The organism is uncultured Nostoc sp. (assembly GCF_937863485.1).
GTDB lineage: Bacteria > Cyanobacteriota > Cyanobacteriia > Cyanobacteriales > Nostocaceae > Nostoc.
In genome coordinates this window covers 1-12,258 of sequence record NZ_CALMFY010000054.1, presented here as the reverse complement: position 1 = coordinate 12,258, position 12,258 = coordinate 1, and the positions used below count along the sequence as shown (strand labels likewise).

The following is a 12,258-nucleotide window of genomic DNA, read 5'->3' as shown; positions in this document are numbered from 1 at the left end:
ACTGACAATGCCAATGCATTGACCTACAATGCCAATGCATCGACTGACAATGCCAATGCATTGACTGACAATGCCAATGCATTGACCTGTAAAAATTAACGCTATGTTACGCAGCAACTCTAAAAGACTTTTGTGTACATGGTAGCCCTAGTAGGGAAAGATTTAGGGGAAAGGTCACGCAGGAATCACAAGTAATTTACAGGACATCAGATGACATGGAGCAGGGAAAAATTCTAATATCCATTATTATCAGGTAACATCTCTGCTTAATCCCATGAAAACTTCGGGACTGTCAAATTCTCACTTTGGTCGCCTCCAGCAGCTTGACGCTGGCATAGATCGCATCAATATAAGGTGTGGGAATTTGAGTGAGTTTTCCCAATTCTGCCACTGCGCCAACAATAGCGTCTATCTCCGTGGAGCGTCCAGCTTCAATATCTTGTAACATTGAGGTTTTGTGGGCACCAACATTTTCTGCCCCATTAATTCGCTGTTCCAAAGTAATGCCAAACTTAATACCCAAATTTTCAGCGATCGCTTGAGTTTCTGTCATCATTTGCAGTGCTAATTCACGAGTGAGGGGATAACGGCAAATATCCTCTAAAGTAGCACCAGTCAAGGCACTGATGGGATTAAACGCGACATTTCCCCACAACTTGATCCAAATTTCAGTGCGAATCTGATTGCGGATTGGTGCTTTAAATCCTGCTTGTTTTAAAGTCTGCGCCAATAATTGGATGCGTTCTGTTTTAGTGCCGTCGATTTCACCCAGAGTAAAGCGATCGCCTTCAATATGTTTGATCACACCTGGTTCAATTATCTCAGTTGCCGGGTAAACAACACAACCGATGGCGCGTTCAGCACCGATACTAGCTTCAATAATCCCATCTGGATCAACAGATTGAATCCGCGTACCTTCATACTCACCGCCATACTTGCGAAAGTACCACCAAGGAACGCCATTTTGGGCTGTTACCACCATTGTATGAGGATTGTAGAGTGCAGGTAGAAGAGGTGCGATCGCAGGCACACTGTGAGCCTTGACAGTTAAAATTACTACATCTTGCGTCCCTGCTGACTGGATATCGCTAGTTGCCAGAAATGGAGTAGCAATTTGGCTGGAACCATCTGCCATGATCAACTTCAACCCATTTTTTTGAATTGCCTCCAAATGAGAACCACGAGCGATCAGCGTCACTGCTTCCCCAGCCAGTGCCAATTTCGCCCCTAAATATCCACCGATCGCACCCGCGCCAACAATACAGATTTTCATTTTGTCAAAAGAATATGAGTCGTGGAAGACGGTATCCAGTTGCTTTTACATCAAACAGCTACGCTTTGCATCGCTTTCAGTAGGTCTTGATGAACAGATTTTGAGGCAGCTACGATCAATCCAGGCAGGCTATAATTTTGACAAGTATGCAGTGGCGGTAAAGTCGAACCGTCCAGAGTAGTTACAATCCAGCCAGCCTCTTTCGCAATAAAAGCAAGTCCAGCACTATCAATAAATTTGCCCGATTTGATGACTGCTCCACTCAAGTCGCCACTGAGAATACCATTGAGATTGGGAATTTGAATATCACTAGAGTAATCAGTCGCTATATCAATTACTTTATATTGATCTTTTAGTAAAGGTGCGACAGAATTCATTCCCCATCCCAACAAAATAGAAGGTTTGGCAGATGTTATGTGTAATGGGGCACAGGCTTCTAAGCTCATCTCTAGCGTCCCTTTAAAAGCACCTTCGCCTCTAAAAGCGTAAAAATAAACATTTTGGGCAGGGGAAATGGCGAGTACTGCTTCAAAGTCATCCGAATTTAGAATACTGAGAATAATTTGGTAATTAGAATGTCCATCCATGTAAAACTTCGTGCCATCAATCGGGTCGAGTGTGACTAAGTAATCACCTTCTGAACCTAGTTCGGTAGCGCGAAAATACTTGGTGTTGTTAGAACTTTCATACTCTTCCCCAAAAAAGCGAATCTCTGGAAAAGTGGCCAGTAATACTACTTCTATTAGATTTTGAATAGCCACATCTGCATCAGTAAGGGCAGCAGCAAAAAAGTTTTTGCCTTGTTCTTTAGCCGGAAGTGCAGCAATTTTTGGTTGAAGAAAATTGGCATAAGCTGCTGCTACTTTGAGATGGGGAAGTAAAGTCTCCAAAATTAGTCGGGTAGTTGGTGTTGTAGACATTGCAGCAAACTCCTTTCAGAAATAATCTACCGTTGGCAGGGCGATAGAATTCTATATCTAGACAAAATTACGGTATCATTTGGATGCAATGATACCACCGTTGCTATATTATTCTAATCTGTGTGTCTTAAAGAGCCTATAGGGACATAGCCATTTTTATCAGAGGATACGCACCTCATTTAGACTGTTTACTCTGAACCCTATATTCCATAAGACTTCATGCAAAAAATGTGTCGCCTATTTTTATGGAAAAGCGGCTGTTCCAAACGCTTTCCGACATATAAAAGTAGCATAAATAATTTTCTTGGAAATTGACTCAAAATACTCAAAGTCAACAGCCTAGTCTACAGACTCAGACAACAGATTCAAATTAATAGCTCGAATTGCGATCGCATCATCCAAGGTTTTAGTGGGGAAACTGGCGATGTGATTGCGATATTTTCGATAGTCAACAGCGTAAGTCGAAGGACTAATCTGTGGTTTTTTAAATTCAGTGTATTTTTTCCATAATTCTCCCAAGTCTGGTTGGGGGTTAACTGAAGGAGGAATCGGGGTAATTGGGGTAACGGTGCTTAATGACGCTGCTGGTTTGTACTTAACTAAACTGGCATCAAATTCTCCATAGTCAATATCCCTCTGGATTTTTGTCGCCAAAGCCGATGCTTGATGTCTTCCAATAAGTGTATCGTTGTGCCTTATTGAAAGATAGAAACGCTTGGTTTTTAGCTCTCCAGTTGGAGTAATAATAGGATGAGAAAAAACTAATTGGAGACTGCCGTTAGAGTTCTTTATCTGCACTGAACCCCGACGGGCAATACTTTGAGATTTTTGAGATTCCATAAGGTTAATTAACTGGGGTAAACACCTTTATCCTTCCAGTTTACCCCAGACCTTTGCCTTACATGTTTACCCCAGTTTTACCCCAGTTGTTTCCCCAAACTACCCAAAATTACCCCAAAAATCTCGAAATGCTCTGGAAAGAAGCCCTACAACTCCCATTAAAAAAGGACTTAGAAGCCCTGTATTTGTATTTATTTAAAGGCGGCACCCGGATTTGAACCGGGGATGGAGGTTTTGCAGACCTCTGCCTTACCACTTGGCTATGCCGCCACAGCTTATGTAGACTTATTTTGAGCTATCCTCTTGACTCTTAGCTACCATTTAGCTACCATTCGGTAAGGTAAAGGTTATAGGGTAGCTTAACATGGTACAGTCCCCAAGAACTAGACAAGCCAGAGGTACAGTAGGCATAGAAGACCATAGAGGTAAACTCAGGCTTAGGTTGCCTACCATGCTGACACAGGAAGGTCAGAGCAGGTACATGATGACTGGTTTAGATGCATCTGACTATAACAGAAAACAGCTAAGAAGTCTAGCCGCGCTAATGGATGAGGAAATAGCTACCGGACAGTTTGACTGCACTTTAGAGCGCTACAAGGATAGACTAGAGGGCTACAACAGACCACAGCTAACCATAGTCAAACCTCATCAACCTCAGCAAGACTTAGGCGCTCTATGGGATAAATATTGTGAGTATATGCAGCCACAGCTAGCAAGTACTACTTACCTAAGAGACTATAGAAGAAAGTATACTAAACATATTGCTGCTTTACCTACTAAGGACTTAAGCCAGTCAATAGCTATTAGAGACCATTTATTAGCTACCCTATCACCTAATGCTGCAAAGCGGGTGCTAACCTACCTATCTGCTTGCTGTAAATGGGCTGTAGCCTCTGGTATGGTTAAGAGTAACCCATTTGTGGGTATGTCAGAGGATATTAAGCTACCTAAACATGACTTAGATGCTATTGACCCATTTACCAGGGAGGAGATGAATATCATCATTAAGGCATTTGAGGAGACTAGAGTCCATTATGCACCCTATGTCAAGTTCTTATTCTGGACTGGGTGTAGACCGGGTGAGGCAATAGCCTTACAATGGCAACATATCAGCGCTGACTGTAGCCAGATAACCTTCTGTGAGTCCTATGATAGCGGTCTAAGGGTTAGAAAGTGTACTAAAACTGGTAAGGCTAGAAAGTTCCCTTGTAATGCCAAGCTAAGGGCGCTATTGCTATCTATAAAGCCTATAGATGTTGCTAAGGATGCCTCAGTATTTACTAGTCCAAAAGGTGGCTTAATGAATGCCAGTAAGTTTAGCACTCAAGTATGGCAAGGATGTAAGTCAGGGTCTAAGACATACAGAGGAGTGATGCAAGGTTTGATAGACTCAGGCACTATCGACCGCTACAGATGCCCATACAACACTAGGCACACCTTCATCACCCTAATGCTACTTGAGGGCTATACAGTCAGCCAAGTAGCTAAACTAGTGGGCAATAGTCCCACAGTAACCCTACAGCATTATGCTGGCAATATAATAGTGCAGGAGTTACCTGAACTGTAAGGAGTTTTGAGATACAGGATAAAAGTATAAAATATGACAATACTACCCTCTTAGTACCACACTAGAGGGTATTTTAATGGGTAGTATCTAAGGTAGTAGCCATAAGTAGTATGTAAGTAGTATATAACTGCTAGACTTCCAGTACAGCAAGACTTTGAATGGTAGTATCTATAAGTAGTAGCTAGCCTTGACAATAGGTAGTAGCTATAAGTAGTATAGTAGGTAGTAGTCCAGCTAGAGAGATAAGACAATGGCTAAACCTAAGCAATATTCAGAGCGCATTCAAGTGGTAGTAACTCCTAATGAGGGTAAGCTCATTAAGCAGCTAGCTGATAAAGCTAACCTATCATTATCAGGTTTCTGTAAGCAGCTTATCCTTGCTGCTATTAACCTACCAGAGGATACTACCCAGTTACTACCTATAGATACTACTCAAGCTACTACCTTAGATACTACCTATGTTACTACCCTGGATGCTGCTAATGAGTACAGCAAACTGTGGGAGGCTTTTAACACCCTAACTAAGGATAACCTAGCCATTAGGGAAGAGGTTGAATACTTAGTTACTACTTTAGCTACTACCCAGGCTAGTACTACCTCAAATATAGACCTAGAGCCAGTTACAGAGGAAAGTAGTACTCAGCTACTATCTACTATACTACCTATAGCTACTACTGAAGTTATTAACTTAGATACTACCCAAGATACTAACCTAGTTACTACTGCCTTAGACCCCAGTAATATACTAACCACTGGGCAACTATTAGATAGGTTAAGGGAGAAAATATTAGCGCAGTCAACCGCTAAGACAGAGAAAGGTAGGTTAGCTGTGCTAAATAACTATCTACAAACACTATCTACAACCAGGCTCAATAGGTTAGCAGCAATAACAGCTAAGGTAGACCCTGATAAGTCCTCTTGGTTGCCAGAGGATACAACTAGACAGCGATGGGTAATGCAACCAGTAGCAGAGGTTGTAACCTAGCTAAGGAATATTGAAGCAATACCCACTATTTAGCCCTCCCAGGATGACCTTGAAAGGGCTTTATCATGCTTAGGGGTGTGTTAGCTCATTTACCTAGCCTACCAGCCCCCTACCCTCTATGTCTTGTCTTATATCAATGGGTACATCTTTACCATCTAGTACCATTTATACCCGCTTAAGCGGCTGAAATGCCTATTCTATGGTTAAACAACAAACATCTACAAAGTATAGGTAAGCAGATAGGAGACAACAAGATGGCAAGGACAACAGAAAAGCTTACTATGCGCTTCTCAGAGCAAGACTATACCGCTATGCAAACCTCTGCCTTACCACTTGGCTATGCCGCCACAGCAGGATTCCGTGAACTACTTTAATGTTCCTAAGCTATCTTAGTAGCCATTCAGTAGCCATAGGGCGCTAGTTAACCCATGATAGCATAGGATTCTGAGGTAGAGATAGTGGGTTAACTGGATGTTTCTGGTAGTCTTTAGGCGATCGCTAAGGAGGTTGACCATAGCCCAACAACCCTTAGCAGATTAATGGAAGCTCTGGAGTCTGCCTGGATTTCTGATGATGTATATTTATTTATCCATAAAAACAAATCACCAAGGTTATTTGTAACATCCTGGGTTGTTTCCAGGTTCTTCCTGAGCTTCCCTTAATAGCATTAATATGTCATAGCCGATACATAATATACACAAATAGCTATCAGCAAATAAAACCAAACTATGTGTATATTGACTAGGCTAAAATCCTCTTTCCTCCTACCTTATAGAAACAACAAATGAGTTATAAGTTTTAATTCACTCCTCAAGGTCACTTGTTACACCTTCACTTCATCGGCAAAATTACCCCAGCGAACAAAGTGAAATGGCCCGGCGATAGAACCCCACAGACGTTCATCAGTGTCTAAATCCCTTCCCCGGTCGAGGCTGAAAAATTCTTTAGCGTCAATCTCAAATTCGTTATCCAGATAAGTATTTTTGCCGTCACGAAGTACAATGCAGCCTTTACCAGGTTCAACCCTGCCTTTGAAGCTATGACCTGTCCACTCTACAACCATGTTGCAACCTGACATTTTTTCCAATTGGTCAAGGGATAAAACTTTTAAACGTTCGGGGTCACGAGATGCGCCATAAAATTTTTGTTCTTCTTTAACTGTGTAGTGTTCAATAACAATGTGGTTTTCTGCCGGAATCAACTTCATTACCCGCATTCGGTAGGGTTGATTGAGCATAAAATCGTAAGCTTGTTCGAGAAACAAACTTACCCCTGAGAACAATTCCAAGGGAAGGGGACGGATACACACGCGAATGTGGGCATAAAAAGGCGGATTTTCAAAAGCTTGTTCTTGATTGCTAAAGTCAGCTGCCATCAAGCGGGCTAAAGTGGCGATATCAGTAGAATGAGTCATTACAAGATGATCAAGTAGTTGCTTAAAAATTATCTAAGATTATTTTGACACTTACCAGACTGAAAAATCCTGGCTGCGATCGCTTCTGGTGCGTCTGCTACGCCTAGCAAGATCCCGTTCGCCCCTAGTGTCCCGTAGGGAAGGTTACGGTGGGCTTCTCTACGAGACGCTGCGCGTAGCTTGCTTCCCCGCAGGGATATGCCTACGCAATTTTTCAATTAGATATTACGATCGCTCTTAGTTCCAGAGTGCTTAAAATCCCATTGCCTCCGCTACTGCGCCCAGTTTTGCTGCAATACCCTGTTTAAATTGACTGTGATTGTGTTTAATGGCTGTATCTGGGTCTTTTAGACCATTCCCTGTGAGGACACAAACCACTGTCGCCCCTGTAGGAATTTGGTCTTTCACCTGCAACAACCCGGCTACAGAAGCGGCGCTAGCAGGTTCGCAGAAGATACCTTCTGATCCTGCCAAAAGTCGATAAGCGTCGAGAATTTCTGCATCGGTAACAGCGTGAAAATTTCCCTGACTTGCGGTTTGCGCTGCAACAGCTAACTCCCAACTAGCAGGGTTGCCAATGCGAATTGCTGTGGCTAGGGTTTCGGGATCTGCCACTGGCTGACCGTGTACTAAGGGGGCTGCACCTGCGGCTTGGAATCCCATCATCCGGGGTAGGCGATCGCACTTCCCATCTTGATGATATTGACAAAATCCCATCCAATATGCTGTGATATTCCCTGCATTACCCACGGGGATACACAGCCAGTCTGGCGCATCACCCAGCACATCGACAATTTCAAAGGCTGCTGTTTTCTGCCCTTCTAGACGGTAGGGATTGACCGAATTTACCAAAGTGACCGGATAGCTTTCGGCCATCTCGCGGACAATTTCTAGGGCTTGGTCAAAATTACCTTTAATTGCTAATACTTCTGCACCGTACACTAATGCTTGGGCTAACTTGCCCAACGCCACATAACCGTCGGGAATTAGTACGAAGGTATTCATGCCCCCACGCGTTGCGTAAGCGGCGGCGGCGGCTGAAGTATTGCCGGTGCTGGCACAAATTACTGCTTTTGCCCCTGCTTCCTTGGCTTTGGAAATTGCCAGAGTCATCCCCCGGTCTTTGAAGCTGCCGGTGGGATTCAGACCGTCATATTTTACAAAAACCCGCACTTGTCTGCCAATACGTTCTGCGATCGCTGGCACTGGTATTAGGGGTGTGTTTCCCTCCAACAGAGTCACAATCGGTGTTTTTTCGCTGACAGGCAAGTATTCGCGATAGGCTTCTATCAGTCCGGGCCAGGGTTGGCGATGAGATTTAGCAACAGACAGGCTCAAAGTCACAGTATTTAATATTTCTTAATGTAAGGATTGGATATTTAGAGAGGATGGCATAGGGAAGGGCAGAATCGGAAAGAGGAAGAAAGTGAATTTTTCGTTGCCAGTTAAGAGTTAAGAGTCCCCTAATTCCAAAAGAATATGTAAAAATATTATTTTTTTTGGTGCAGGCGTTTGACTTGCCATTTTTATTTTATTTTGAATGTCAGTTTATCATAGACCGCAACGGCGACCTTCGGTTTAATGAATTAGCCTGGGGATGCTGACGGGGTGAAAAATGATAGACAAATCTATCGGACTTACGTAATAACTCTCTGAAACACTTATTCTTCCCGTAGAAAGGCACTTTTGATGCGTGCGTCCCTTCAGCGAACGAGTCATTTTCAGTCTAGATATCTACAATAGATAAAAGCCATTTTTTAAAAGTATCAAAATGATAAAAACAACTGATTGTTTGAAGCAATTAAAAACTTGCTTTATTTACAGTTTTATGTTATCATAACTGCGCTCATTTTCGTAACTATATTATGGAAACCGTGAAAATTTACAGACCGGGCGAAATATCCCGCCAAACAGGACAGTATTGCGTTGTTGATATTCAAGGAAATCCTGTAATAGACCAAAGAGGACTTACACACACAATCATGATAAGCAATAGCATGTTTTTTCCAGATAACCGTTTTAGTCAGGAATTTGGGTATCGACTTGTGTGTACACAGTAACCTTAAAAAGGGGGGGAACTAGAATCTTTTGCCCCCTTTTTAAGGGGATTGGGGGATCTAAAACTAAGGTAAATTGCGTATTTGAGCTTAAGTTGACACCAATGAGCATTGCTGCACCCTACATCTTTTCATAATTTGGCGTAATTCTTGATATAGTCTACATCTAGTTTCTTACGTAAATTACCAGGTAACAGCGACAATAATTAATACAACCATAATTGAATTGACAGGTTATAAATTAAGTATTGCTAAGTACCGTCGAGTGGACGGAAGCTTTGCATACTTGGGGCAATGTTTTCTTTGGAACACAGCCATTATGATCACCGTCTCTTATGATTGAACCTAAAATCCATTAGAGTAATTGATTGAAAATATACAATATTGTAATAAAGCTTAAAAGAGAATTATTATAATATTTCTAATGGTGTGAGTTAAGTTGTGGATTTAATTAGCGATGTCTACTTGTTTATCTAGTGTTTCCGATCGCGAGTCTCAGACTAACTGGGTCAGTAAGTTAACCAAGTCTTATTATCAAGACGATCAGCAAGCTAAGTTTATGCATTTACAAGCAGAGGTAGACTCCCTTTTGCAGCAGTTGGAAAACCTGAAGCACCAACGTCTAGCCGACAATAACCAAAAAGAATAAATCAGTTTAGTAGAAAAGCGATCGCTTTTCCCCTCTCTAATTTAAATTTGAGAAAGGGTAAATTTGAGTAAAAGGTGTGCTATTCAAAGCGCTGATTTTTCTCTGACCAGCGTCTCAAACTGTAGTTATGAGCATTTTCTACTAATAAAGCTAAGGATTTCACGCCTGAAAGCTTGGCGATCGCAGAGAGCCTTTGGAAGTAATTTCCTGTAAAATCAGTGTAAATGACTTCATTACGATCAGACAAAATTATAGTCCGATCACGGTGTTGCTCTGTGTTTTTCCTCTGAATTCCAGATGTAGGCTGATTCAAGGATGCGATTGCTGCTGCTGAGATAGTCAGTATTATTTCTGGTTGAGCGTTATTTGTTAAATCAATCACTTGAACGGGCCAATCACCCAACTTTTCCTGCATCTGTTCAAAGCTAGGAATAGCACCAGCCGGAACTTCACCAGATTGTTGTAAAGATTGCCACACAGTTGATAACATTACCTTGACCCCTTGGGGATTTTGTTGATGCAGTTCTTGTAAAGTTATTGGAGATGGTTGCACCCATTCCAGTGCTGCATTTGTTAAGGCTAAAGGTTTGGGTTGAAGAACATCGTTTTGATTCTCTGGAGTTTTTGGGCCAGCAGCTAATAGGCGCAAAACTTTACCCCGTAGTTGCACCGCTTTGATAGCGGCTATAGTAATTTGTTGTTCTCCATTTGGCAACCAGACCACAATCTGGATTTCAGGGTCAGAAGTGATTCCCAAAGTTTTCCAGAAAAATTTGGCGGCGTCAGTTTTGGGTGGGTTCAAATTCTCAAAGGGGGAATTTAGCCAGCGTTTCCCGTCATGAAAAGCACTCACCTCTACCTGATACCAAACTTGGTTATCTGTTAGTTTCAGGTTCGCTGGGGAATTTGGTTGCAGCCATTCGGTGCTGGTAACTTGAGTAATTGGTTGCACTGTACCGACAATTTGACTAGGGTGAGTAGAGGATATTTGCGACTTTGTACCCTGATTATTGAGTCTTGCTAACAGACCTTGAATATAGGCAAAATTATCTTTTGTAATTTTTGGTTGCGCCTTTAACCAGGAATTAGCATGTTCCTCTCCCTGCTGAACTGCTAAAATCAAAGCGAACCAAGCTTGCACCTCTAGTCTATTTGGGTTTACCCGCAACGCCGCCGCTGTGCGATTCCACAACCGTTTTTTATCAGCTTTGAGTAAAGTAGCAATTTCTTGGGCATTATGTGGCGACGCTTCAAACACCTGTAAAGCTTTCCCCCAACGACCATCAATCAAATCTGCTAACACTTCTTGACTAGGACTTGCCCAATTTTTATCAGCTTGGATTTTAGTAAGTTGGGAATGCAAGCGAATCAAATCCATTTGCGCTTGCGCCACTGCTGGCAAAACTCCTTTGCGTTGTTTTTTGATGAATTTCAACCATTCAAAGGCTGGTGTCCACAGTCCACTACGGGCAATTGATAAGGCATTTTGGTATGCAGAATCCTTGAGGGCTGGTGATTGGAGAGTAATTGCCTCCAATTGAATTGGTTTGAGGAATAACTTCAGAGGTTTGACTTGGTAAACCTGTAAGTAAGGTTCTAAACCTATAGTTTGATCAACAACTAACTCTTTTGTACCATCACCAGTTACCTGTTGCCATTTAGGCAATTGTCCGTTAGGACTAGTCCAAGACAACATTTGTAGTAAATTCGTGCGTTCTGGATTGTAGTATACGATGTCACCGTAGGCGAACGCACCAGTTCCTTGTTGGCGTTGACCCCGTAAATTAAACCAAACCCCTGATGATGGTGTCCTACCGTCAAAGCGTTGCACTTTAGTTAAAGGTAGGGGAATGCTGATATCTTGGGGTTCTGATGTCCCATCAAGTAAGGGAGAAATCACAAAGGATTCTTCTGGCCCAGTTACAGGTAATTGAGTTGCTAAATAGTAGTAATTTTCTGACTGAGATTTAAACTCTAACTCTTCTGAGCGCTGGTAAACCCTGAGTTCCACAAGTTGTTTACAATCAGATTGACAATTAGCACGCTGTTGAAAGACTGGCAGTAAAAATGAGTTTTTTGCATCCTGATGTAAAGGCAGAGTTTCCCCAAATATTTTGTTTTCTTTACTCAAATTGAGTTGAATTTGTTTGAGAGTTTGAGGGTGTTCGTGGTTACCAAGGGGGATTTGTGCCCATGCGGGTAAAATTTTATTTAGCCAGCTTACCTGGTCTGGATTGAAGATGAAGAGAACGCTAATCCAGGCAAAAGCCATAATTAGACTAGCACTACTCAACAGAATTGCGATCGCTAGCGTTGACGACAACCAACTTCCCCGTTTGAGCTTTTTCTGGGGTTTTTTGGCGATGCGTTTCATCGCGCCTGCATGAGGTTTATTTCGTTTAGAGGCTTTTGGCGTCAGCTTGCGTGAGCGGTTTGCCATATTAGTATTTCAATCAATCAATCCAGTGGATATTTTTGGGCATTGGGCACTTGTACTGAGCTTGTCCTGAGCGTAGCGGCGCAGCCTCTCCAAGAGTTGTATTGGGTATTAAT

Annotated in this window: 10 protein-coding genes and 1 tRNA gene; 3 read left to right on the top strand and 8 right to left on the bottom strand. The window is 42.3% G+C overall.

The window, feature by feature from the left end; translation table 11 throughout:
* Positions 1-292: 292 nt before the first annotated feature.
* The 4 genes from Q0541_RS07725 to Q0541_RS07710 form a co-directional block, all read right to left on the bottom strand.
* A complete protein-coding gene (locus Q0541_RS07725) occupies positions 293-1,273 on the bottom strand; it encodes a 2-dehydropantoate 2-reductase (protein WP_298907811.1) in 981 nt (326 codons plus the stop codon).
* Between the two features lie 50 nt (positions 1,274-1,323).
* Positions 1,324-2,193 (bottom strand): inositol monophosphatase family protein, encoded by an 870-nt coding sequence (locus Q0541_RS07720; protein ID WP_298907809.1) that lies wholly within the window; start codon positions 2,191-2,193, stop codon positions 1,324-1,326.
* Positions 2,194-2,532: 339 nt separating this feature from the next.
* Positions 2,533-3,033 carry a hypothetical protein gene (locus tag Q0541_RS07715; RefSeq protein ID WP_298907807.1) on the bottom strand — a complete coding sequence of 167 codons (501 nt, stop codon included), beginning with the start codon at positions 3,031-3,033 and terminating at the stop codon, positions 2,533-2,535.
* A 199-nt stretch (positions 3,034-3,232) separates the two neighbouring features.
* Positions 3,233-3,303, bottom strand: a tRNA-Cys gene (locus Q0541_RS07710).
* 94 nt (positions 3,304-3,397) lie between these two features.
* Between Q0541_RS07710 and Q0541_RS07705 the strand changes: the two genes are divergently transcribed.
* Together Q0541_RS07705 and Q0541_RS07700 are read left to right on the top strand one after the other, a co-directional pair.
* Positions 3,398-4,600, top strand: a complete 1,203-nt coding sequence (locus Q0541_RS07705; protein ID WP_298907805.1) for a tyrosine-type recombinase/integrase — start codon at positions 3,398-3,400, stop codon at positions 4,598-4,600.
* A gap of 250 nt (positions 4,601-4,850) precedes the next feature.
* Complete coding sequence (locus tag Q0541_RS07700) at positions 4,851-5,585, top strand: hypothetical protein (protein WP_298907802.1); 735 nt, start codon at positions 4,851-4,853, stop codon at positions 5,583-5,585.
* A gap of 823 nt (positions 5,586-6,408) precedes the next feature.
* Here Q0541_RS07700 and Q0541_RS07695 read toward each other — a convergent pair.
* Genes Q0541_RS07695 through thrC form a run of 3 tightly spaced genes read right to left on the bottom strand, consistent with a single transcriptional unit; the run spans position 6,409 to position 8,343 of the window.
* A complete protein-coding gene (locus Q0541_RS07695; protein WP_298907800.1) occupies positions 6,409-6,999 on the bottom strand; it encodes a chromophore lyase CpcT/CpeT in 591 nt (196 codons plus the stop codon).
* A 29-nt stretch (positions 7,000-7,028) separates the two neighbouring features.
* Positions 7,029-7,217, bottom strand: a complete 189-nt coding sequence (locus Q0541_RS07690) for a hypothetical protein (protein ID WP_298907798.1) — start codon at positions 7,215-7,217, stop codon at positions 7,029-7,031.
* A gap of 34 nt (positions 7,218-7,251) precedes the next feature.
* Positions 7,252-8,343, bottom strand: coding sequence for a threonine synthase (gene thrC / locus Q0541_RS07685; protein ID WP_298907796.1), 1,092 nt, complete (start codon positions 8,341-8,343; stop codon positions 7,252-7,254).
* 1,170 nt (positions 8,344-9,513) lie between these two features.
* On the opposite strand from thrC, the gene Q0541_RS07680 reads away from it, so the two are divergent.
* Entirely contained in the window at positions 9,514-9,705 is a 192-nt protein-coding gene (locus Q0541_RS07680) for a hypothetical protein (protein WP_298907794.1), read from the top strand.
* 79 nt (positions 9,706-9,784) lie between these two features.
* On the opposite strand, the gene Q0541_RS07675 is transcribed toward Q0541_RS07680, so the two are convergent.
* Entirely contained in the window at positions 9,785-12,145 is a 2,361-nt protein-coding gene (locus Q0541_RS07675) for a hypothetical protein (RefSeq protein ID WP_298907791.1), read from the bottom strand.
* Positions 12,146-12,258 lie beyond the last annotated feature (113 nt).